Source organism: Mangrovactinospora gilvigrisea, assembly GCF_001879105.1.
GTDB classification, from domain to species: domain Bacteria; phylum Actinomycetota; class Actinomycetes; order Streptomycetales; family Streptomycetaceae; genus Mangrovactinospora; species Mangrovactinospora gilvigrisea.
In genome coordinates, this window is the sequence record NZ_MLCF01000046.1 from 1 (window position 1) to 22,791 (window position 22,791).

At 72.7% G+C, this 22,791-nt stretch carries 17 protein-coding genes; 8 read left to right on the forward strand and 9 right to left on the reverse strand.

Translation table 11 applies throughout. From position 1 onward, the window contains the following. The 5 genes from BIV57_RS10200 to serA form a co-directional block, all read left to right on the forward strand. The coding region (locus BIV57_RS10200; RefSeq protein WP_139275572.1) for a bifunctional diguanylate cyclase/phosphodiesterase at nucleotides 1-1,199 on the forward strand (1,199 nt) is incomplete at its 5' end. Nucleotides 1,200-1,440: 241 nt separating this feature from the next. Continuing rightward, nucleotides 1,441-3,306 carry an acetolactate synthase large subunit gene (locus BIV57_RS10205; RefSeq protein ID WP_071656394.1) on the forward strand — a complete coding sequence of 622 codons (1,866 nt, stop codon included), beginning with the start codon at nucleotides 1,441-1,443 and terminating at the stop codon, nucleotides 3,304-3,306. A gap of 14 nt (nucleotides 3,307-3,320) precedes the next feature. Continuing rightward, nucleotides 3,321-3,845, forward strand: a complete 525-nt coding sequence (gene ilvN, locus BIV57_RS10210) for an acetolactate synthase small subunit (protein ID WP_071656395.1) — start codon at nucleotides 3,321-3,323, stop codon at nucleotides 3,843-3,845. 70 nt (nucleotides 3,846-3,915) lie between these two features. Beyond that, the gene (gene ilvC / locus BIV57_RS10215) at nucleotides 3,916-4,914 is read left to right on the forward strand and encodes a ketol-acid reductoisomerase (RefSeq protein ID WP_071656396.1); all 999 of its coding nucleotides are present in this window, start codon (nucleotides 3,916-3,918) and stop codon (nucleotides 4,912-4,914) included. Nucleotides 4,915-5,194: 280 nt separating this feature from the next. Then, nucleotides 5,195-6,799, forward strand: coding sequence for a phosphoglycerate dehydrogenase (serA, locus tag BIV57_RS10220; protein WP_071656397.1), 1,605 nt, complete (start codon nucleotides 5,195-5,197; stop codon nucleotides 6,797-6,799). 153 nt (nucleotides 6,800-6,952) lie between these two features. On the opposite strand, the gene BIV57_RS24575 is transcribed toward serA, so the two are convergent. Continuing rightward, nucleotides 6,953-7,150: a hypothetical protein gene (locus BIV57_RS24575; protein WP_139275574.1), complete on the reverse strand. Its 198-nt coding sequence runs from the start codon at nucleotides 7,148-7,150 to the stop codon at nucleotides 6,953-6,955. A 50-nt stretch (nucleotides 7,151-7,200) separates the two neighbouring features. Here BIV57_RS24575 and BIV57_RS10225 point away from each other — a divergent pair, with 50 nt between their 5' ends. The 3 genes from BIV57_RS10225 (at nucleotide 7,201) to cimA (ending at nucleotide 11,476) form a co-directional block, all read left to right on the forward strand. Then, nucleotides 7,201-8,244: a 3-isopropylmalate dehydrogenase gene (locus BIV57_RS10225; protein WP_071656398.1), complete on the forward strand. Its 1,044-nt coding sequence runs from the start codon at nucleotides 7,201-7,203 to the stop codon at nucleotides 8,242-8,244. A 185-nt stretch (nucleotides 8,245-8,429) separates the two neighbouring features. Then, nucleotides 8,430-9,551 (forward strand): branched-chain amino acid aminotransferase, encoded by a 1,122-nt coding sequence (locus tag BIV57_RS10230; protein WP_071656399.1) that lies wholly within the window; start codon nucleotides 8,430-8,432, stop codon nucleotides 9,549-9,551. Between the two features lie 275 nt (nucleotides 9,552-9,826). After that, nucleotides 9,827-11,476 carry a citramalate synthase gene (gene cimA / locus BIV57_RS10235; RefSeq protein ID WP_071656400.1) on the forward strand — a complete coding sequence of 550 codons (1,650 nt, stop codon included), beginning with the start codon at nucleotides 9,827-9,829 and terminating at the stop codon, nucleotides 11,474-11,476. 63 nt (nucleotides 11,477-11,539) lie between these two features. Here cimA and BIV57_RS10240 read toward each other — a convergent pair whose 3' ends face one another. The 8 genes from BIV57_RS10240 to BIV57_RS10275 form a co-directional block, all read right to left on the reverse strand. Beyond that, the gene (locus BIV57_RS10240; protein WP_107409531.1) at nucleotides 11,540-12,097 is read right to left on the reverse strand and encodes a GTP-binding protein; all 558 of its coding nucleotides are present in this window, start codon (nucleotides 12,095-12,097) and stop codon (nucleotides 11,540-11,542) included. A gap of 55 nt (nucleotides 12,098-12,152) precedes the next feature. After that, complete coding sequence (locus BIV57_RS10245) at nucleotides 12,153-12,851, reverse strand: DUF742 domain-containing protein (RefSeq protein ID WP_245797532.1); 699 nt, start codon at nucleotides 12,849-12,851, stop codon at nucleotides 12,153-12,155. Nucleotides 12,852-13,015: 164 nt separating this feature from the next. Beyond that, on the reverse strand, nucleotides 13,016-13,429 hold the full coding sequence (locus tag BIV57_RS10250; protein ID WP_071656416.1) for a roadblock/LC7 domain-containing protein: 414 nt from the start codon (nucleotides 13,427-13,429) through the stop codon (nucleotides 13,016-13,018). Nucleotides 13,430-13,437: 8 nt separating this feature from the next. Then, the gene (locus BIV57_RS10255) at nucleotides 13,438-16,611 is read right to left on the reverse strand and encodes a nitrate- and nitrite sensing domain-containing protein (protein ID WP_175548721.1); all 3,174 of its coding nucleotides are present in this window, start codon (nucleotides 16,609-16,611) and stop codon (nucleotides 13,438-13,440) included. A 362-nt stretch (nucleotides 16,612-16,973) separates the two neighbouring features. After that, nucleotides 16,974-17,591: a GTP-binding protein gene (locus BIV57_RS10260; protein ID WP_071656403.1), complete on the reverse strand. Its 618-nt coding sequence runs from the start codon at nucleotides 17,589-17,591 to the stop codon at nucleotides 16,974-16,976. Then, nucleotides 17,572-18,273 carry a DUF742 domain-containing protein gene (locus BIV57_RS10265; protein WP_175548722.1) on the reverse strand — a complete coding sequence of 234 codons (702 nt, stop codon included), beginning with the start codon at nucleotides 18,271-18,273 and terminating at the stop codon, nucleotides 17,572-17,574. Before BIV57_RS10265 ends, BIV57_RS10260 begins: the two co-directional genes overlap by 20 nt. A gap of 152 nt (nucleotides 18,274-18,425) precedes the next feature. Then, nucleotides 18,426-18,839 carry a roadblock/LC7 domain-containing protein gene (locus BIV57_RS10270; RefSeq protein WP_071656418.1) on the reverse strand — a complete coding sequence of 138 codons (414 nt, stop codon included), beginning with the start codon at nucleotides 18,837-18,839 and terminating at the stop codon, nucleotides 18,426-18,428. Nucleotides 18,840-18,850: 11 nt separating this feature from the next. Next, nucleotides 18,851-22,687: a sensor histidine kinase gene (locus tag BIV57_RS10275; protein WP_071656404.1), complete on the reverse strand. Its 3,837-nt coding sequence runs from the start codon at nucleotides 22,685-22,687 to the stop codon at nucleotides 18,851-18,853. Between the last annotated feature and the right edge of the window lie 104 nt (nucleotides 22,688-22,791).

Here is a 22,791-nt window from a genome sequence, read left to right on the forward strand (position 1 = left end):
GCGACACCGTCGCCCGGCTGGGCGGCGACGAGTTCGCGGCACTGATCTGCGGGGACGTCGAGCAGAACCAGCTGGTGGAGATCGCCGAGCGGCTGCTGGAGCAGCTGCGCCGCCCCTACCGGGTCTCCGGCGCCGAGGTGACCGTCGCGGCCAGCATCGGCGTCGCCTTCGCCTCCGCCGGCACCACCCCGGGCGAGCTGCTGCGCAACGCCGACCTGGCTATGTACCGGGCGAAGAGCAAGGGCAAGAACCGCGTCGAGGTGTACGCCCCGCAGATGCGCGCGGACGTGCTGCGCCGCACCGTGCTGGACCGGCGGCTGCGCGCCGCGCTGCGGGACGGCGAGTTCGCCCTGCTCCACCAGCCCGTCGTGGAGCTGGGGAAGTCCGGCGGGCCGCCGCGGATCGTCGCCCTGGAGGCGAGCGTCCGCTGGCGCTCGGCGCGCGGCGCGCTGCTCACCCCGGCCGAGTTCCTGCGCTCCCCGGAGACCGGGGAGCGCGCCGCCGAGCTGGGCGCCTGGGCGGCGGCCCGGGCCATCGAGGAGGCCTCCCGGCGCGGTCTGGAGGCCTCGGTGAAGCTTCCGGTGACGGTCCGTCTGGCGGCGGACGCGCTGCGCCGGGCCGACTTCGCCGAGCGGGTCGGCTCCGCGCTGGACGCCACCGGGCTGCCGCCGGGGCGGCTGGTGCTGGAACTGGTCGGCAGCGGCTCCCCGGCGGACCTGGTGGCCATCACCGGGGCGGTGGAGGCGCTGCACCGGGCGGGCGTCGGCATCGGCCTCGGCGGCCTGTGGGCGGGCCCCTCCGCGGGCGGTGCGGCCGGGACGGCGGGCGGCGCGGCCGGGCTGGAGGCGCTCTACCGCTGGCCGCTCTCCCAGCTGCGGCTGGACGCCGGGCTGGTGCGGCGGGTCGCCGACCCGGCGCTCGGCGGCCGGGAGGCCGCCCGGCTGCCGACCCTGACGGCGGCGGTGCTGCAGCTGGCGCACGGCCTGGGGCTGCTGGTGGTGGCGGACGGGGTGACGCGGCCGGAGCAGGCCGCGGCGCTGCGGGAGTTCGGGTGCGACCGCGCGCAGGGACTGCTCTTCGGGGCGCCGCAGACGGAGGACGAGCTGCGCACCGCCGTGGCGCAGGCGTCGCGCGTTCCGGCGCCGCGCGCCGCCTTGCTGCCGCCGCTGCGACCCGGCACTCCGCCCGCCCATCGATGAGTCCGGGAGCGGCTGAACGGGTGTCCGAAAGGTGAGACGGGCGTTCCACCCACTTGACACCGGCCCGCCCCGAAGGGCTAGGTTTAGCGCCATGCAGTCCCGAATTCTCGTACTTGGTGAGCGCGCCGGCTGACCCGAGCCCCCCTCCTGCGGGCTCCTCCGCCGACGCGCTACCCCTCGCTTGCCACTCGGCACGAGGGGTTTTTTGTTGCCACAGCGCCCCATCAAGAGAGATCAAGAGATGACCGACGATCAGGCCCGCCGCCCCACCCCGGCAGCGCCGCACCCCGCGCCTCCCGCCCACTCCGGCGCCGCGACGATTCCCGCCGCGCGCACCGTCGAGCAGCTCACCGGCGCACAGGCGCTCGTCCGCGCCCTCGAGTGCGTCGGCGTCGACACCATCTTCGGCATCCCCGGCGGCGCGATCATGCCCGCCTACGACGCGCTCTTCGACTCCACCAAGCTCCGCCACATCCTCTGCCGCCACGAGCAGGGCGCCGGCCACGCCGCCACCGGCTACGCCCAGGCCACCGGGCGGGTCGGGGTCTGCTGGGCCACCTCCGGGCCGGGCGCCACCAACCTGGTCACGCCGCTCGCCGACGCACACATGGACTCGGTCCCGATCGTCGCCATCACCGGCCAGGTCGCCACCCACCTGATCGGCACCGACGGCTTCCAGGAAGCCGACATCTGCGGCATCACCATGCCGGTCACCAAGCACAACTTCCTGGTGACGGACCCCGCCGACGTCGCCCGCACCATCGCCGAGGCCTTCCACATCGCCTCCACGGGCCGCCCCGGCCCGGTCCTCGTCGACATCGCCAAGGACGCGATGCAGAAGACCGCCGCGTTCAGCTGGCCGCCCGAGCAGCACCTGCCCGGCTACCACCCCGTCACCCGGCCGCACGCCAAGCAGATCCGCGAGGCCGCCCGGATGATCGCCGACGCCCGGCGCCCCGTCATCTACGCGGGCGGCGGCATCCTGAAGGCCGAGGCGACCGCCGAGCTGAAGGTGCTCGCCGAGCTGACCGGCGCCCCCGTGGTCACCACCCTGATGGGCCTCGGCGCCTTCCCCGACTCGCACCCCCAGCACCTGGGCATGCCGGGCATGCACGGCTCGGTCTCCGCCGTCACCGCGCTGCAGAAGTCGGACCTGCTGATCGCGCTGGGCACCCGCTTCGACGACCGCGTCACCGGCAAGCTGGACGGCTTCGCCCCCGAGGCGAAGGTGATCCACGCCGACATCGACCCGGCCGAGATCTCCAAGAACCGCACCGCGGACGTGCCGATCGTCGGCGACGCCCGCGAGGTGATCGCCGACCTGATCGTCGCCGTCCAGAAGATGCAGCAGCAGCCGGACGCCTCGGCCGAGCAGTTCGACTACGCGGCCTGGTGGGAGCAGCTGGACGCCTGGCGCACCACCTACCCGCTGGGCTACGAGGACGCCCCCGACGGCCAGCTCTCCCCGCAGGCCGTCATCGAGCGGATCGGCCAACTGGCCGGCCCCGAGGCGGTCATCGCCGCCGGCGTGGGCCAGCACCAGATGTGGGCGTCCCAGTTCATCAAGTACGAGAACCCCCGCACCTGGCTCAACTCCGGCGGCGCGGGCACCATGGGCTACGCCGTCCCCGCCGCGATGGGCGCGCAGGCCGGCCGGCGGGACGCCACCGTCTGGGCCATCGACGGCGACGGCTGCTTCCAGATGACCAACCAGGAGCTCACCACCTGCTCCCTCAACGACCTGCCCATCAAGGTCGCCATCATCAACAACGGCGCGCTGGGCATGGTCCGCCAGTGGCAGACGCTCTTCCACGAGGGCCGCCACTCCGAGACGACGCTGCCCAACCACGGCAGCTCGCCCGTCCGGGTCCCCGACTTCGTCAAGCTGGCCGAGGCGATGGGCTGCCACGGGCTGCGCTGCGAGCGGCCCGAGGACCTGGACGCCACCATCGAGAAGGCCAAGTCGCTCAACGACGCACCCGTCGTCATCGACTTCGTGGTCCACAAGGACGCCATGGTCTGGCCGATGGTCGCCGCCGGCACCACCAACGACGAGATCCAGTACGCCCGCGGGCTGCGTCCCGACTTCGGCGACAACGAGGAGTAGGGGCTTAACGAGCCATGACCAAGCACACGCTGTCCGTCCTCGTCGAGGACACCCCGGGCATCCTGGCGCGGATCGCCTCGCTCTTCTCCCGCCGCAACTTCAACATCGACTCGCTCGCCGTCGGCCCGACCGAGCATCCGCGGATCTCCCGGATGACGATCGTCGTCAACGTCGAGGAGCTGCCGCTGGAGCAGGTGACCAAGCAGCTCAACAAGCTGGTCAACGTCCTGAAGATCGTCGAGCTGGAGCACGACTCGTCCGTCCAGCGGGAGTTGGTGCTGGTGAAGGTCCGCGCCGACAACGAGACCCGCTCGCAGATCGTCGAGATCGTCCAGCTGTTCCGCGCCAAGACCGTGGACGTCTCCCCGGAGGCGCTGACCATCGAGGCGACCGGCAGCTCGGACAAGCTGGAGGCGATGGTCCGGATGCTGGAGCCGTTCGGCATCAAGGAGCTCGTCCAGTCCGGCAAGGTGGCCCTGGGCCGCGGCGGACGGTCCATCACCGACCGCTCGCTCCGCGCCCTGGACCGCACCGCCTAGTTCTAGGCTTCCCCCGTACCACCGCACGACCGCAAGACCGCAGAAGAACCACCACCAAGGAGAAACCCCCGTGGCCGAGCTGTTCTACGACGCCGACACCGATCTGTCCATCATCCAGGGCCGCAAGGTGGCCGTCCTCGGCTACGGCAGCCAGGGCCACGCGCACGCCCAGAACCTGCGCGACTCGGGCGTGGACGTCCGCATCGGCCTGCACGAGGGGTCGAAGTCCCGGGCCAAGGCCGAGGAGGACGGCTTCCGCGTGCTGACGCCCGCCGAGGCCACCGCCGAGGCCGACGTCGTGATGATCCTGGTGCCGGACCCGATCCAGGGCCGCGTCTACGAGGAGTCCGTCAAGGACAACCTCAAGGACGGCGACGCCGTCTTCTTCGGGCACGGCTTCAACATCCGCTTCGGCTTCATCAAGCCGGCCGCCAACGTGGACGTCTGCATGGTCGCCCCGAAGGGCCCGGGCCACCTGGTGCGCCGTCAGTACGAGGAGGGCCGCGGCGTCCCGGTGATCGTCGCCGTGGAGCAGGACGCCACCGGCAAGGCCTTCGACCTGGCGCTCTCCTACGCGGCCGGCATCGGCGGCACCCGCGCCGGCGCCATCAAGACCACCTTCACCGAGGAGACCGAGACCGACCTCTTCGGCGAGCAGGCGGTGCTCTGCGGCGGCACCTCCGCTCTGGTGAAGGCCGGATTCGAAACGCTGGTCGAGGCCGGTTACCAGCCGGAGATCGCCTACTTCGAGTGCCTGCACGAGCTGAAGCTCATCGTCGACCTGATGTACGAGGGCGGCCTTGAGAAGATGCGCTGGTCGATTTCCGAGACCGCCGAGTGGGGCGACTACAAGTCCGGCCCGCGGATCATCACCGACGCCACCAAGGCCGAGATGAAGAAGATCCTCGCGGAGATCCAGGACGGCTCCTTCGCCAACACGTGGATGGAGGAGTACAACTCCGGCCTCAAGAAGTACAACGAGTACAAGAAGGCCGACGAGGAGAGCACGCTGGCCACCACCGGTGCCAAGCTCCGCAAGCTGATGAGCTGGGTCGACTCCGAGGCCTGAGCTGCAGTTTCCGCCGGGTCGTAGGACGGCCCGGCGCCCGGGGCGGGCGCGCACGGCGCGTCCGCCCCGCGTACGCGGGAGTTCACGCGGACCTCACACCATGGCAACCGTGACCTCACCCGCGTGCGCCGCTAAACTCGTCGCGCAAGTCCGCGGCTCACAACGTCGTGCGTCACTCCAGGGACCTGCTCCTGCCCTCGGTACCAGCGAACGGGCCGTCAGCGAGGACGACCCCCAGGATTCCTCCAACGGCATCTCACACATTGAGGACGCAACCGTCGTGAGCAAACCCGTAGTCCTGCTCGCCGAAGAACTCTCGCCCGCCACCGTCGACGCCCTCGGCCCGGATTTCGAGATCCGGTCCTGCAACGGCGGAGACCGCACCGAGCTTCTTTCGGCCATCGCCGACGTCGACGCCATTCTGATCCGGTCCGCGACCAAGGTGGATGCCGAGGCGCTGGCCGCCGCCCGGCGCCTGAAGGTCGTCGCCCGGGCCGGCGTGGGCCTCGACAACGTGGACGTCCCCGCCGCCACCAAGGCCGGCGTGATGGTCGTCAACGCCCCCACCTCCAACATCGTCACCGCCGCCGAGCTCGCCATCGGCCTGCTCGTCTCGGTCGCCCGGAACATCCCCGCCGCCACCGCCTCGCTCAAGGCGGGGGAGTGGAAGCGCTCCAAGTTCACCGGCGTCGAGCTGTCGGAGAAGACGGTCGGCGTGGTCGGTCTCGGCCGGATCGGCGTGCTGGTCGCCCAGCGGCTCTCCGCCTTCGGCATGAACGTCGTCGCGTACGACCCCTATGTGCAGCCCGCGCGGGCCGCGCAGATGGGCGTCAAGCTGCTCCCGATGGACGAGCTGCTGGCGGTCGCCGACTTCATCACCGTGCACCTGCCCAAGACCCCGGAGACCGTCGGGCTCATCGGCGACGAGGCGCTGCACAAGGTGAAGCCCGAAGTGCGGATCGTCAACGCCGCCCGCGGCGGCATCGTCGACGAGGCGGCGCTGCTGAGCGCGCTCAAGGAGGGCCGCGTCGCCGGCGCCGGCCTGGACGTCTACGTCTCCGAGCCGTGCACCGACTCGCCGCTCTTCGAGCTCGACAACGTGGTGGTGACGCCGCACCTGGGCGCCTCCACGGCCGAGGCCCAGGAGAAGGCGGGCATCGCGGTCGCCAAGTCGGTGCGGCTGGCGCTCGCCGGCGAGCTGGTGCCGGACGCGGTCAACGTCCAGGGCGGCGTGATCGCCGAGGATGTCCGGCCGGGCCTGCCGCTCGCCGAGAAGCTGGGCCGGATCTTCACCGCGCTCGCCGGCGAGGCGGCCGTCCGCCTCGACGTCGAGGTGCGCGGCCCGCTCACCCAGCACGACGTCAAGGTGCTCGAACTCTCCGCGCTCAAGGGCGTCTTCGCCGAGATCGTGGAGGACAGCGTCTCCTACGTCAACGCGCCGCTGCTGGCCCAGGAGCGGGGCGTCGAGGTGCGGATGACGACCAGCTCCGAGTCGTCGGCGGCGGCCGATCTGCACCGCAACGTGGTGACGGTGCGCGGCGTGCTCGCCGACGGCGAGGAGGTGTCGGTCGCCGGCACGCTCGCCGGGCCGAAGCACCAGCAGAAGATCGTGGCCGTCGGCGACTTCTCGATGGACCTGCCGATGACCGAGCACCTGGCGTTCCTGCGCTACGAGGACCGCCCGGGCGTGGTCGGCACGCTGGGCCGGATCCTCGGCGAGGCGGGCATCAACATCGCCGGCATGCAGGTCGCGCGGAGCGCGCAGGGCGGCGAGGCGCTGATCGCGCTGACGCTGGACACGGCGGTGCCGTCCGAGGTGCTGGGCGAGATCGCGGAGGAGGTCGGCGCGGCGTACGCCCGCGCGGTCCACCTCCCGGCGGAGTGACACGGCGTCACCCTCTTCCAGGGGCCCCGTCCCGGCGACACGCGAGCCGGACGGGGCCTTTGGTGTCCGTGGTGCGGTGTTCGGGCGAAAGTCGTCTCACATAGTAGGAAGTCCCAGTATCTCTACGGACAGCGACGCGGACCGGGCGTAGGGTCAGCTGTCATGAGCGATGAAGAACGCCGCGAACTGGCTGAAGCCCTCCAGCGAGCCCTCGACCGCCGCGACCGCTGACGCCCCCGGCGGCACGCACGCCTCGGACGGCGAAGCCGTCCGGGCGGGGTGCCGGGGTGCAGGGGTGTTGCCGTCCTTCGAGGGGCGGCGGTGACGGTGGACGCCGGGCAGCTGTACCAAGATATGGACAACGCGCCCAAGGGTCGGACGCCAGGTATAGCGTGAACGCCATGTCGCGTATCAACCTCGCACTCATCCCGGGCGACGGCATCGGCCCCGAGGTCGTCGCCGAGGGCCTCAAGACCCTCCGCGCCGCCCTCCCGTCCGACGCCAAGTTGGACACCACCGAGTACCCCCTCGGAGTCGACCACTGGAAGGCCACCGGCGAGGTCCTGAACGACGACACCCTCGAGGCCCTCCGCGCCCACGACGCCATCCTCTTCGGCGCCGTCGGGGCCGCCCCCGGCGACACCGCGGTGCCGTCCGGCCTCCTGGAGCGCGGCCTCCTGCTCAAGCTGCGGTTCGCCTTCGACCACCACGTCAACCTCCGCCCGTCGCGGCTCTACCCGGGCGTCCCCACGCCCCTCGCCGGCGAGCCCGAGATCGACTTCGTGGTGGTCCGCGAGGGCACCGAAGGCCCCTACACGGGCAACGGCGGCGCGCTGCGGGTCGGCACGCCCCACGAGATCGCCACCGAGGTGAGCGTCAACACCGCGTACGGCGTCGAGCGCGTCGTCCGGGACGCCTTCCGCCGCGCGCAGTCGCGCCGCAAGAAGCTCACCCTCGTCCACAAGCACAACGTGCTGGTGTACGCGGGCCACCTGTGGCGCCGCACCTTCGAGCAGGTCGCCGCCGAGTTCCCCGAGGTGGCCACCGACTACCTGCACGTCGATGCCGCGACGATCTTCCTCACCACCGACCCCGGCCGGTTCGACGTGATCGTCACCGACAACCTCTTCGGCGACATCATCACCGACCTCGCCGCCGCCGTCGCCGGCGGCATCGGCATCGCGGCCAGCGGCAACATCAACCCCGACCGCGAGTTCCCGTCCATGTTCGAGCCGGTGCACGGCTCCGCCCCGGACATCGCCGGCCAGGGCAAGGCCGACCCCACGGCCTCCGTCCTGTCCGTCGCCCTGCTGCTGCGCCACCTCGGGTACGACGCCGAGGCGGTCCGCGTCGAGGAGGCCGTCGCGGCCGATCTCGCCGAGCGTGTTCCCGGCCGGTCGACCAGCGAGATCGGCGACGCGCTCGCCGCCCGAGTAGCCCGCTAGGGCCGGGCGCCCTCACGGCGGCAGCGCCCCTGGGGGATCATGGAGGCATGGCCTTCACGATCTCCCGGGGGTCTGCCCCATCCCGGCCCGTCGTGATACACCTCCCATGGGCCGCGGTAGTCGGACGTCCACGCATGTGCGTCACCGGTGCGGCCCGAAGCCACCACTGGTGAAGGACACAAGCGATGACTGACTCCGCCGCAACAACCGCCGCCGATCTCGAGATCGCGCTCCGGCCGACGGCCGACCCGCTGCCCGAGGCCGAGCGGCAGGCGATCCTCGCCGACCCCGGCTTCGGCCGGTACTTCACCGACCACATGGTCTCGATCGAGTGGTCCAGGGACCGCGGCTGGCACGACGCCCAGCTGGTGCCGTACGGCCCGATGCAGATCGACCCGGCGAACATGGCGATCCACTACGGCCAGTCCATCTTCGAGGGGCTCAAGGCCTACCGGCAGCCCGACGGCTCGGTCGCCACCTTCCGGCCGTACTCCAACGCCCGCCGCTTCCGGCACTCCGCGACCCGGCTGGCCATGCCGGAGCTGCCCGAGGAGCTCTTCGTCGCCGCCGTGGAGGCCCTCGTCCGGCAGGACGCCGCCTGGGTGCCCACCGAGGACGAGCAGAGCCTCTACCTCCGGCCGTTCATGTTCGCCACCGAGAACGGACTGGGCGTCAAGCCGGCCGACGAGTACCGCTTCCTGCTCATCGCCTCCCCGGCCGGCGCCTACTTCTCCGGCGGCATCAAGCCGGTCTCCGTCTGGCTCTCCGAGGACTACGTCCGCGCGGCGCCCGGCGGCACCGGCGAGGCCAAGTGCGCGGGCAACTACGCAGCCTCGCTGATCGCCCAGGCGCAGGCCGCCGAGAAGGGCTGCGACCAGGTGGTGTGGCTGGACGCCCACGAGCACCGCTGGATCGAGGAGATGGGCGGGATGAACCTGTACTTCGTGCAGGGCGAGGGCGCCAACGCCCGCATCCTGACCCCCGAGCTCTCCGGCTCGCTGCTCGCCGGCATCACCCGCGACTCGCTGCTGCAGCTGGCGGCCGACCTCGGCTACACGGTCGAGGAGGCCAAGATCTCGGTGGACGACTGGCGCGAGGGCAACGCGGACGGCAGCCTCAGCGAGGTCTTCGCGTGCGGGACGGCGGCGGTCATCACGCCGGTCGGCGACGTGAAGTCGCGCCACGCGGACTGGACGGTCGGCGGCGGCGAGGCGGGCGCCGTCACCATGCGGCTGCGCAAGGCGCTGCTCGACATCCAGACCGGTGCCGCGCCCGACCCCCACAACTGGCGCCACCCCATCGCCTGAACCCCGCCCTCCGGCGCCCCCGCGGCCGGGCGATGCCCGGCCGGGCGGGGTGCCGCGGCGCAGGGCCGGCGAACGGCAGCCACCGGACACCCGTCCGGAAACTGAGACCGGGGCCCCACAAGCCGGAACACCGTGGCAGAATGCCCCCGTGCCCTACGCCGTGACCATTACCGGCTCGCGCGCCGGCCGTCGGTAACCACCCTCCTCCGACCGAGCCCGCGCGCAGACCTCTCGCACCCGCGAGAGGTCTTTTTGCTATCCGCTAGGACGTGCCCATGCCCCCCACCACCCCCCTCGGAAGCCCCGACGACTCGTTCCACGTCTTCGACACCACCCTCCGCGACGGCGCCCAGCGCGAGGGCATCAACCTGACGGTCGCGGACAAGCTGGCGATCGCCCGCCACCTGGACGACTTCGGCGTCGGCTTCATCGAGGGCGGCTGGCCCGGCGCCAACCCCCGCGACACCGAGTTCTTCGCCCGCGCCCGGGACGGCGAGCTGACGCTGCGCCACGCCGCCCTCGTCGCCTTCGGCTCCACCCGCCGCGCCGGCGTCGACGTCGCCGACGACGCCCAGGTCGCCGCGCTGCTGGAGTCCGGCGCCCCGGTCGTCACCCTCGTCGTGAAGTCGCACGACCGGCACGTCGAACTCGCCCTGCGCACCACCCTCGACGAGAACCTCGCCATGATCCGCGACACCGTGGCGCACCTGGCCGCCGCCGGCCGCCGGGTCTTCGTCGACTGCGAGCACTTCTTCGACGGCTACCGCGACAACCCCGGCTACGCCCTGGACGTGGTGCGCACCGCGCACGACGCGGGGGCCTCCGTGGTCGTCCTCTGCGACACCAACGGCGGCCGGCTGCCCTCCCAGGTGCACGCGACCGTCGCGGAGGTCCTGGCGGCCACCGGGGCGCGGCTCGGCATCCACGCGCAGGACGACACCGGCTGCGCCGTCGCCAACACCCTGGCCGCGGTGGAGGCCGGCGCCACGCATGTGCAGTGCACCGCCAACGGGTACGGCGAGCGGGTCGGCAACGCCAACCTCTTCCCGGTGACGGCCGCCCTGGAGCTGAAGCTCGGGCGGCAGGTCCTCCCCGAGGGCTGCCTGGCGGAGATGACGCGGATCTCGCACGCCATCGCGGAGATCGTCAACCTGGTGCCGTCGACCCACCAGCCGTACGTGGGGCACTCGGCGTTCGCGCACAAGGGCGGGCTGCACGCCTCGGCGATCAAGGTCGACCCGGACCTCTACCAGCACATCGAGCCGGAGCAGGTCGGCAACAGCATGCGGATGCTCGTCTCCGACATGGCGGGCCGGGCCTCCGTCGAGCTCAAGGGCCGCGAGCTGGGCTACGACCTGGGCGACGACCGCGAGTTGGTGGGCCGCATCGTGGCGCGGGTCAAGGAGCGGGAGAACCGCGGCTACACCTACGAGGCCGCGGACGCCTCCTTCGAGCTGCTGCTGCGGGACGAGATCGAGCGCTCGGAGCACGGCGAGGGGCACGAGCCGCGGCGCTTCTTCCGGCTGGAGTCCTGGCGGGCCATCGTGGAGGAGCGCCCCGGTGTGAACGGGGAGATGGGGCACCACAACGAGGCCACCGTGAAGCTGTGGGCGAAGGGCGAGCGGATCGTCGCCACGGGGGAGGGGAACGGCCCGGTGGACGCGCTGGACCGGGCGCTTCGCACCGGGCTGGAGCGGATCTACCCGCGGCTGGCGTCCTTCTCCCTGGTCGACTACAAGGTCCGCATCCTGGACGGGGGGCGGGGGACGGAGTCCGTCACCCGGGTGCTCGTCGACACCAGCGACGGCACCACCGAGTGGTCGACGGTCGGCTTCGGCACCAACGTCATCGCCGCGTCCTGGCGCGCGCTGGAGGACGCCTACGCGTACGGGCTCCTGAAGTCGGGCTTCACCACGGAGGACTGAAGCACTTCGCCCTCGTCCGGTCCTGCGCGGCAGGACCGGACGAGGGCGAAGGGCGGGGCGGAGTCAGCGCATGCGGGCCAGCAGCGCGTGCTCCACCAAGGTGATGAGCGCCGACTTGGCGTGCGCGCGGTGCCGCGCGTCCGTCGCGATGATCGGCGTCTCCGAGCCGATCTGCAGCGCCTCCCGGACCTCGTCGACGGAGTGCGGCTGCTGCCCGTCGAAAGCATTCAGCGCGATGATGAACGGCAGGCCGCTGTTCTCGAAGTAGTCGACCGCGGGGAAGCAGTCCGCCAGCCGCCGGGTGTCGACCAGCACGACCGCGCCGATCGCGCCGCGCACCAGGTCGTCCCACATGAACCAGAAACGGTCCTGCCCGGGGGTGCCGAACAGATAGAGGATCAGGTCCTCGTCGAGCGTGATGCGCCCGAAGTCCATCGCGACCGTGGTGGTGGTCTTGTCCGGGGCATGCGTCAGGTCGTCGATGCCCGCCGATGCCGAGGTCATCACCGCCTCGGTCCGCAGCGGGTTGATCTCCGACACGGCGCCGACCAGCGTGGTCTTGCCAACGCCGAATCCGCCGGCAATGACGATCTTTGCGCTCGTCGTCGGCGATTCCGGCAGGGCGGCCCCCTCGGCCGAGGCGGCCGCCTGGGGTGGAGCCGGGTCCGCGGTGGGCCTAGAGCTTGCGTAGTCCACTGAGCACCCTTTCGAGCAGTGTGACGTCGGGTTGTCCGGCTTCGGTACTGCCGGGTTGGTGGATGGCGACGAGGCCGGCCTCGGCGAGGTCGGCGACGAGGATGCGGGCGACGCCCAGCGGGATCGAGAGCAGCGCGCTGATCTCGGCCACCGACTTGACCTGCTGGCACAGGTGGACGATCCGCTGGTGCTCGGGGAGCAGCCCGGGTGCCTGCGCGGCCCGGTCCGTCGTCGAGATCAGCGCCTCGATGGCGAGCTGGTAGCGCGGGCGGGTGCGTCCGCCCGTCATCGCGTAGGGGCGGACGAGCGCCTGCCGGCTGCCCTTCTGCGCCTGCTCCCGCTGGTGGGGAGGCTGCTGCGGCGGGAACGGGTGCGCCTGCGGCGGCACCGCCCCCGGCTGCACCCCGCCGGGCTGCGCGTCCGGGCGGGGCGTGCGGTACGGGTTGTACGCCGGGTCGGGCGCCCCGTAGTCGGGCGCGCCGTAGCCGCCGTCCTGGTACCCGCCGGGGTGCCCGTAGCCGGGCTGCTGCCCGTACCCGGGTTGCGGCTGCTGCGGCTGCGGGGCCGGCTGCTGCTGCCCGTAGCCGGGCTGCTGTCCGCCGTAGGTGCTGCCGTGGGGCTCCTGCGAGGTCCCCCAGGGCATGCCGAACTGCCCGGTGGCCTCGTGCGAGTCGCTCACTCTGCCTGCCTCCCGTCAGCGCCGGCGTGCCGTGTCCGTCGGTCGATGACCTGTCACCTGCCGTGGAACTCAAGCTGGTTGAACCATATCGGGTGTTCCGGGGAAAGGTTCCGGCCCTGTGCGGAGCGGTTCCTCGCACTTTCCCCGGGCCACTTGCGTCCCGCTCAGTGCAGCAGCGACCCCTGCAGTTCGGCGCGCAGGGCCGGGGTCAGCACGCTGCCGGCCCGGTCGACCAGCAGCGCCATCTCGTAGCCGACGAGGCCGATGTCGCACTCCGGGTGGGCCAGCACCGCGAGGGAGCTGCCGTCGGAGATGGACATGATGAAGAGGAAGCCCCGCTCCATCTCGACCACGGTCTGGGTGACCTCGCCGCCCTCGAAGATCCGGGAGGCGCCGGAGGTCAGGGACGTCAGCCCCGAGGCGACCGCCGCCAACTGGTCGGCGCGGTCCCGCGGGAAGCCGTCGGACATGGCCAGCAGCAGCCCGTCGCTGGAGACCACGACGGTGTGGGAGACGCCGGGGGTGTTTTCCACGAAGTGGGTGATCAACCAGTTCAGGTTCTGTGCCGCCTGGCTCATCTGGCTCACTACTGCTGCTCCTGATGGGGGTTGGGGCCGTGGCCTTCGCTCGCCCGGCGGCCCTGCTGGACGCCGCGGCGCAGATTGGTCAGGCGACCGCGGACGGCGTCCGGGTTGCGCGATACGGAAGGCCCGTACTGCTGGTTCTCGTTGGCCTGGGCCGTGCCGCCCGGCGGGCGCTGCGCGCGCGGCGTGCGGCGGGGCAAGCTGCCGGTCTGCTCCTGCGTGTCCTCCGAGTACGTTGCCGAACCGGCACCATCATCCTCCAGCGACGGCTGCTGCGCGGGCGGTTCCGGCATCATTCCGGTTGCGACCGGGCCGCCCGGGGCGGCGGGGCCGTTCCCGAATCCGTCGAACTCTCCGCTGTTGTACGGCTGTTCGAAGTATCCGGGGGCGTCAGAATAGCCGTTCTGGGGATCCGGCAGGTACGCAGGTGAGGCACCCGTCCCGGGGGAGTGGGGGCCCTCCTGCGGCGCGTAGGAGGCATCCGGGGTCGAATAGGGCCCATCGGGCGCGGGGTACTGCGGCGCCTGCCGCGAGTCCGGCTCCGGATAGCCGCCGCCCTCGTAGGGCTGCGGCGCGGAGTAGCCGGAGTAGTCGGGAAGCGCCTCGTCCGGCTGCGCCGGGGCGGCGTAGGGCTGCTGCTCGGCGTACTGCTGCTGGGTGTACTCGGGGTACTGGGCGGGCTGTCCGGGGGCGTACGGCTGCTCCTCGCGCTGCGGGAGCTGGCGGCGCGGCAGGCCGGAGTCGGTCCGTCCGGCGGGGGCGCTGGGCGCCGGGCCCGCCTGGCCGTCCGGCTCGGCGGACTCGCCGTACGGCTGGCCGGGTTCGGCCATCCTCGGCACCTGCGGGATCCGCGGCGGCTGCGGCTGCGGGACGCGCGGCTGCGGCGCCTGCGGCATCGGGGCCTGGGGCATCGGCGCCTGGGGCATCTGCGGGGCCTGCGAAGCCTGCGGCAGCTGGGGCTGCTGCGGCCCGCCCTGCTGCGGGCCGGGCCCGATCTGCCGGCGCGGCAGTCCGGGCATCCCCGGCGCCCCGCCGCCCGCCGGGCCCATCGGTCCCTGGTCCATTGGGCCCGCGTCCGGCATGCCCGCGTCCGGCATGCCCGCCTCGATCGCCGGCGCCTGCGGCAGCGAACCCAACTGCCGCCGCAGCGACCGGCTGAGCCGCTCCAGGTCCGGGATGTCGGCCTCGGCCGTCCCCGCGCCCAGCTGGCTCACCGGCGCCGACGGCTCGGCGGAGTGCCGGCCGCCCATGATCCGGGAGACGGTGAACTCCTCCTCGGGCCCGTCGTCCGCCGCGAGCCGGGTGATCTGCTCGGGCAGCATCACCAGCGAGGTGGTGCCGGGGCTGTCCGCCGAGGCGCGCAGCTGGACGCGCACCCCGTGGCGGGCGGCCAGCCGGCCGACCACGAACAGGCCCATCCGCTGCGAGACGGCCACGTCCACGACCGGTGGCCGGGAGAGCCGCTCGTTGATCCGGTTGAAGTCGTCCTCGGTGAGGCCGATGCCCTCGTCGTGGATCTCCACCAGCACCCGGCCGTCCTGCAGCCGGGTCCCGGTGATCCGCACATTGGTGTTGGGGCTGGAGAAGGCGGTGGCGTTCTCCAGCAGCTCGGCCAGCAGATGGACGAGGTCGTTGACGGCAGGCCCGGCGATCTCCGCGTCCGGGACGCCGCGCAGCATGATGCGCTCGTACTGCTCCACCTCGGAGGCGGCCGCCCGCAGCACGTCCACCAGCGGCACGGACTCCGTCCACAGCCGCCCGGGCTCCTCGCCCGCCAGCACCAGCAGGTTCTCGCCGTTGCGGCGCATGCGGGTGGCCAGGTGGTCCAGCTTGAACAGGTTGGACAGCTGGTCCGGGTCGCTCTCGTTGTTCTCCAGGTCGGTGATGAGCGACAGCTGCCGCTCGATCAGGCCCTGGCTGCGGCGCGACAGGTTGGTGAAGATCGAGTTGATGTTGCCGCGCATCAGCGCCTGCTCGCCGGCGAGGCGGACCGCCTCCCGGTGGACGGCGTCGAAGGCGCGCGCCACCTCGCCGATCTCGTCCTGGCTGTGCAGCGGGATGGGCGCCACCGTGGTGTCCACCCGCTCCGGCTCGCCGCCGGCCAGCTTGGCCACCAGGTCCGGCAGCCGGCGCTGCGCCACCTCCAGGGCGCCGCGGCGCAGGGTGCGCATCCCGCGGGCCATCGAGCGGGCGATGCCCAGGGTGAAGAGGGCGCCGATCAGCAGCACGCCGATGGCGATCGAGGAGCTGATGATCGCGTCCCGGATCGCCCGGTCCTTGGTGGCCACCGACTCGTCGAGGATCTGCCGGGTGACCTCCTGCTCCACCTGCCGGATCTGGTTGATCTCGGTGGAGGAGGTGTCGAACCACCGGGGCTCGGTGAGGGTGCCCGCGCTCACCGGCTTCCCCGCCTGCGCCGAGGCCAGCACCATGTTCTCCATGCGCGTGGTGGCGGCGATGTCGGGGGAGTGGACGGTGCGCTGGTAGAGCGCGATGTCCGACTGCAGCGCGCCGGTGAGGAACTCGTTGCGCGCGGTGTCGGTGATCTGGCGGCTCGCCAGGATGCCGGCGATCTCGTCCGGGCTGGCCTGATGGGTCACCAGCACCCGGGAGACGATGTTCCGCTGGGTGGAGAGCGAGGCCTTGGTGAGGGAGAGCGCGTAGATGGCGCGGGCCCGGCTCGTCACCGTGCCGGTGCGCAGGCCGAGGTCGTTGTCGAAGGCCGGCAGTGGCGCGAAGAGGTTGGAGTAGGCGACCTGGGTGGCCAGCGGCTGCTTGGGGTCGGCGTAGGAGGCCTTGCGGACCGCGGTGAGCTTGGCCAGCTGGGCGTTGGCGGTCTTGATCCGCTGCTGGACGTTGATGTCGCCCTTCGGCGCGCCGTCCGCCGCCCGGTGGAACTGCCGTACCGCGGCGTCGGTGGCCGCGTAGGCGTCGTCCACCTCGGTGGAGTGCCGGTCGTGGGCGGTGAAGTGGGAGGCCGCGAAGTCGCGTTCGGTCTGCAGCTTGTCGGCGAGCGTGGTGGCGCTCTGCACCAGCCGCGCGGTGTCGGCGGCGTCGGACGCCTCGCGGGCCGACCGGACCTGGTCGTTGACGCGCAGCCCGACGAAGACGAGGGCCACCAGCGCGGGGATCACCATGATGACGCCCAGGCGGGTCGTGACCCGCCAGTTCCGCACGGCCATACGACGGCGGCGCACGGGTTCGGCCGGTGGCCCGTCTCCCGTGTCAGCCCCCGATGGGATGTTGCGACTCACCTTCGACACCGACACCCTCTTGGCAGCCAGGGGCGCCACCGACGGCACCCCGGGACGACTCGCGTGGTCCCGGTCGGCATTTCAGCATGCGCGGCGGCGCGGAACAAACATTGTGCGCTTCCTCACTTCTCCCCGGAGAAACGGACATTGACCCTCACGCCGGGAGGTAACGCGCCCGCACATCGCCGCAGCGCCACCCCGGGTGAGCGGACCGTAAGGAACCCTCCGCCCACCGCCCCTGAACCGTTACCTGCGAGTCGGCTCCTGCGCCCCGCGTCCGCCGACTACCGCATCCGGGCCAGCAGCGCGTGCTCGACCAAGGTGATCAGCGCCGACTTGGCGTGCGCGCGGTGCCGCGCGTCCGTGGTGATGATCGGCGTCTCCGCCCCGATCTGGAGCGCGTCCCGCACCTCGTCGACGGAGTGCGGCTGCTGCCCGTCGAAGGCATTGAGCGCGACGATGAACGGCAGGCCGCTGTTCTCGAAGTAGTCGACCGCGGGGAAGCAGTCCGCCAGGCGCCGCGTGTCGACCAGCACGACAGCGCCGATCGCGCCGCGCACCAGGTCGTCCCACATGAACCAGAAGCGGTCCTGGCCCGGCGTCCCGAACAGGTAGAGGATCAGGTCGTCGTCGAGCGTGATGCGACCGAAGTCCATCGCGACGGTCGTCGTCGTCTTGTCCGGAGCGTGCGTCAGGTCGTCGATGCCCGCGGACGCCGAGGTCATCACGGCCTCGGTCCGCAGCGGGTTGATCTCCGACACCGCGCCCACCAGCGTGGTCTTGCCGACGCCGAACCCGCCGGCGACCACGATCTTCGCGCTGGTGGTGGGCGACGCCGCCGCGGGGGCCTCGGCACCGGCCGAACCCGCGGCGGCAGCGCCGCTAGAGCTTGCGAAGTCCACTGAGCACCCTCTCCAGCAGTGTCACGTCCGGCTGTCCGGCGTCGGCCCCGCCCGGCTGGTGGATGGCGACCAGGCCGGCCTCGGCGAGGTCGGCCACCAGGATCCGGGCGACCCCGAGCGGGATGGACAGCAGCGCGCTGATCTCGGCCACCGACTTCACCTGTCGGCAGAGGTCCACGATGCGGGCGTGCTCGGGCAGCAGCGTCTGGCCGTTCTGCTGCTGGCCCGTGCTCGACACCAGCGCCTCGATGGCGAGTTGGTAGCGGGGGCGGGTCCGCCCGCCGGTCATGGCGTAGGGGCGGACGAGCGACTCCTCGGGGCCCTCGTCCTCGTAGCCGTCGCCGGCCGGGCCGCCGTGCTCCATCCCCGGGACGCCCCCGGGCGCCGCGGGGGTGCCGGCCGGCTGGTTGCCGTACGGGTCGTAGGAGGGCGCCGATCCGTGCTCGGGGTGGCCGACGCCGTGCTGGCCGTAGCCCGAGACGGGGCCCGCCTGGCGGGGTATGCCGTGGCCGGCGTGCTGCCCGCCGAAGCCGCCCGAGGTGTCGCCGTACGGAGCAGCCCCCGGCACCTCCGGCCGGTACGGCGCGCCCGGGTGGGGCCCGGGCCCCCCGACTGCACCGTCGGCATAGGTCCCGCTCTGCGGGTCACCGTAAGGGTCACCCGTTAGACGCGGTGGTGCCATCATGTCTCCTTTGTCGTCCCCGCCCGGCCCGCTCAGCGCTGAACCGCCGCTCTTCCGTTCGATCGATTGTCGCCTGTTCGGTGCCCCTTGTGTCGGCACATCCCCGTAAACGACGTGTCACCTCGCCGTGTGCGGCGCGATGCGCAGGTCTGTCAGTGCATCAGAGACCCCTGCAGTTCGGCCCGCAGGGCCGGGGTCAGCACGCCGCCGGCCCGGTCGACCAGCAGCGCCATCTCGTAGCCGACGAGGCCGATGTCGCACTCCGGGTGCGCCAGGACGGCCAGCGACGATCCGTCGGAGATGGACATGATGAAGAGGAAGCCCCGCTCCATCTCGACCACGGTCTGGGTGACCTCGCCGCCCTCGAAGATCCGGGAGGCGCCGGAGGTCAGGGACGTCAGCCCCGAGGCGACCGCCGCCAACTGGTCGGCGCGGTCCCGCGGGAAGCCGTCGGACATGGCCAGCAGCAGCCCGTCGCTGGAGACCACGACGGTGTGGGACACCCCGGGGGTGCTGTCCACAAAACTCGTGATCAACCAGTTGAGGTTCTGCGCGGCCTGGCTCATCTGGCTCACTACTACTGCTCCTGAGGGGGGTTGGGGCCATTGCCCTCGGTCGCCTTGCGGCCCTGCTGGACGCCGCGCCGCAGATTGGTCAGGCGACCGCGGACGTCCTCGGGGCTGCGGGAGACGGAGGGCCCGGTCACCGGGCTTTCCGTGGGCTGGACGGCACCGCCGGGCACCAGGTTGCCGCGCGGCACCCGGCGCGGCAGACCGGAGGTGGTGGTCCCGTCGGCCTGCGGACGGCGCACCTGCTCGGCGCGCCGCCAGCGCTCGTCGTTCGCGGAGGCGCGCCAGGGCAGCTGCTCCGACGCCGGCTCGGGGGCCTGCTCCTGCCGGCGCTGCTGCTCGATCCTGCCGAACTGCAGCGTCTCGTCGACGGGACCGTCCTGGCGGCCGGGCGCCGGCGCGGCGCCGGGCTCGCCGTAGGGGGCGCCGAACCGCGGGTCGCCGTCCTGCTGGACGCCGGGCTGCTGGACACCGGGCTCCGGCTCGGCGGGCGCCTTGCGCCGCGGCCGCCGGGCGAAGAGGTCCTGCCGGTACTCCTCCGCCTGCTGCGGCTGCTCGAACACGCCCTGCCCGTACGTCTGCTGCTGCCCGTAGGACTCGGGTGCGGGTGCGGGCGCGGGAGCAGGGGCGGGAGCCGGTGCGGGCGCCGGCGCCTGGGCGGCCGGCGGCGGCACCGCGGCCGGGCCGTTGCCGAACCAGGTGGCCTCCATCTGGTCGAAGATGGGGCTGCGCTCCTCGGGCAGCCCCGGGCGCACCGGGCCGGTGAGGTAGTCGTCCACCGCCGGCTGCTCCGCCTGCGCATGCGCCTGCGGCTGGGGTTGCGGCTGGGGTTGGGCCTGCGCCGGCTGCGGCTCCGGGGGCTGCGGCTGCCGCTGTGCCGGGATCTCCGACTGCGGACGCTGCTGCTGCGGCGCCTGCTCCCGCTCGGGCAGCGGCGGCAGCGCGCTGCCGCCGGTGGACTCGCCGCTCGGGCGGCCGCTGTCGGGACGCAGCCCGGCGAGGCCGTCGGCCTGCGGGGTGCGCGGGGCCAGCGGCGGCTGCGGGAGCTTGCGGCCGCGCGGCTGCTGCGGAGCCTGGGGCGCCTGCGGCGGCGCGGGCATCGGGTTCTGCTGGGTGCTGTCCGGCGCCTGCCGGCGCTCCGGCATCCGCGGCAGCGCGCCCTGCTGGGTGGTCTCCGGGCCCTGCGGACGCGGCGCGTTCGGCCCGCCGCCGATCCCCGGCATCGGGTTCTGCTGGGTGCTCTCCGGACCCTGCTGACCCAGCTGGCCCTGCTGACCCAGCTGCCCCTGCTGACGCTGCGGCACCTGGGGGATCTGCGGCCGCTGCGGGTTCTGCCCCGCCCCGGTCCGCCCCGGCTGCGGCATCTGCGGGACCTGCGGCACCGCCGGACGTCCGGGCATCCCGGCGCCGGAACCGGCGCCCGTGCCCGCGCCCTCGGCCGGACCGCCGCCGCCCGCGCGCCGCGGCAGCGCGCCGAGCCCGCTGCGCGGGCCGTTCCCGCCGGCCGGCCCGGAGGGCAGCCCGGCCGCCGGACGGCGTCCGCCGCCCGCCGGGATCTGCCCGCGCCGGTCCGCCTCGCCGCCGCCCAACAGGCCGCCGGCCCCGGGGCCCTGGGGACGGCCGCCGTCGCCCTCGACCGCGCCCGGCTTGCCGGGGCGTCCGGCCGGACCGCGCCGGCCGCCGCCGATGACGTCCACCGGCAGCATCACCAGCGCGGTGGTGCCGCCCGAGTCGCTGGGGCGCAGCTGGATGCGGATGCCGTGCCGGGTCGACAGCCGGCCGACCACGAACAGGCCCATCCGGCGGGACGTCGAGACGTCCACCGTCGGCGGGTTGGCCAGCCGCTCGTTGATCTCGGCGAGGTCCTCGGCGGACAGCCCGATGCCGGTGTCGTGCACCTCCACCAGCACCCGGCCGTCCGGCAGGGCGTGGCCGGTGACCCGCACCCGGGTCTGCGGGCTGGAGAACGAGGTGGCGTTCTCCAGCAGCTCGGCCAGCAGGTGGACGAGGTCGTTGACGACGCGTCCGATCACGTCCACGGTCGGGACCGCGGCCAGTTCGATGCGCTCGTACTGCTCCACCTCGGAGGCGGCGGCGCGCAGCACGTCGACCAGCGGGACGGGGCGCGTCCAGCGGCGGCCCGGCTCCTCGCCCGCGAGGACGAGGAGGTTCTCGCCGTTGCGGCGCATACGGGTCGCGAGGTGGTCGAGCTTGAAGAGCGAGGCCAGCTGGTCCGGGTCGGCCTCGCGGCTCTCCAGCTCCGAGATGAGCGTGATCTGGCGCTGGATCAGGCCCTGGCTGCGGCGCGAGAGGTTGGTGAACATCGCGTTGATGTTGCCGCGGAGCATGGCCTGCTCGGCGGCGAGCCGGACGGCCTCGCGGTGGACGTCGTCGAACGCCCGGCCCACCGCGCCGAACTCCTCGCGGGTGTTGAGGCCGATGGAGCGGACGGTGAGGTCGACGTCCTGCGGGTCGGAGTCGGCGAGCTGGCGGACCAGCTGGGGCAGCCGGTTGCCGGCCACGTCCTCGGCGGCCTGCTGCAGGCGGCGCAGCGAGCGGACCATCGAGCGGGCCACCGCGAGGGCGCCCAGGATGCCGACGAGCAGCACCGCCACGATGACGATCGAGTTGATGATCGCGGACCGCTGCGAGGACGCGCGCAGCTCCTTGGCCTTCTGGTTCACGTCGGAGACCAGCGAGTCCTGGATCTTCTGCATGATCGTGATCTTGGCGCCGGCCTCCTCGTACCAGTTCATCCACGAGGTGCTCAGGGTGTTGAAGTACCCGGGCTTGTTGAGGATGTTCTGGGTGTCGCGGTCGACCAGCTGGACCGCCGGGTTGGCGGTGCCGCTCAGCGGCTGCAGCAGCTCGTCGGCGCGGGAGCCGTAGGCGTTGCGGAAGTCCTGCTTGGCCGCGTCCTCCGAGGCGCTGGCGTTCAGGGCCGCCTGGCGCTCGCTCGTCGGGAAGGCCTGGGAGCGGACCCCGGAGCTGCTGGAGGCCTTGCGGCCCAGCGCGCCCGCGATGATCGCGCGCTGCTGCGAGGCGTACTCCATCTCGTTGGAGAACAGCTGCATGGCGCGGGTGGTGGTCTCCAGGCCGGTGCCGCCGGCGTCCTGGATGGTGTCGCGGGGGAGCGTGTACAGCGACTGGACGATCGTCGAGTACGAGTTGACCGTGGTGGTGATGGAGCCGCCGTAGGCCGAGTCGCGGATCGCCTTCAGGCTGTTCAGCTGCCGCTCGACCGCCTCCAGCGACTGGTCGACGCCGTTCATGTGCTCGCCCTTGACGATCGCCACCTGCTGCTCGTACTGGGCGCGGGCGGTGTCGGTGGCCGAGCGGGCGTTCTTCACGCGGGGGTTGCTGGTGCTCTTGGCGGACGAGGGGTCCTGGGAGAGCGGGCCGGCGCTGACGTCCCGCTCGTCCTGGACGGCGGCGGCCAGGTCCAGCGCGCGCTCGGTCAGCTGCGTCAGGTTGGCGACGTTGTTCAGCTTCGAGAGCGTGGTTATGGAGTCCTGGATCCGCAGCGCGCCCAGCACGATGGCCGCGATCACCGGCAGGATCAGCAGGGCCGCCAGCCGGGTGCGGATGTGCCAGTTGCGGAGGGCGAGCCGGCCGGGGGCCTTGCCCGGGTCCGCCTCCGTGACGACCACCGGCCGGTGGGAGCCGGAGCCCCCGGACCGGACGGCGGCCGCACCGGTGGCGGCGCCCTCCCCGTCGCGCGGGTGGCGGGCCGGGCCGGCGGCGTCCTCGCGGGCGCCGGCGGAGGCCCCCGCGGGCCGCTGTGCGCCCGGCCGTGGGCCCTGGGCAGCCGAGGAGCTGCCGTCCTTCTTGTCTCGTCCCTGCACTACAGTTGCAACCTTTTGACCAAGGGTCCCCCGCCGCTGGCGGCAGGACGATGTCGGTACGGCGGGCACATTCGCTGTCGGGCGCCGCCGTATCTGTCGTATCC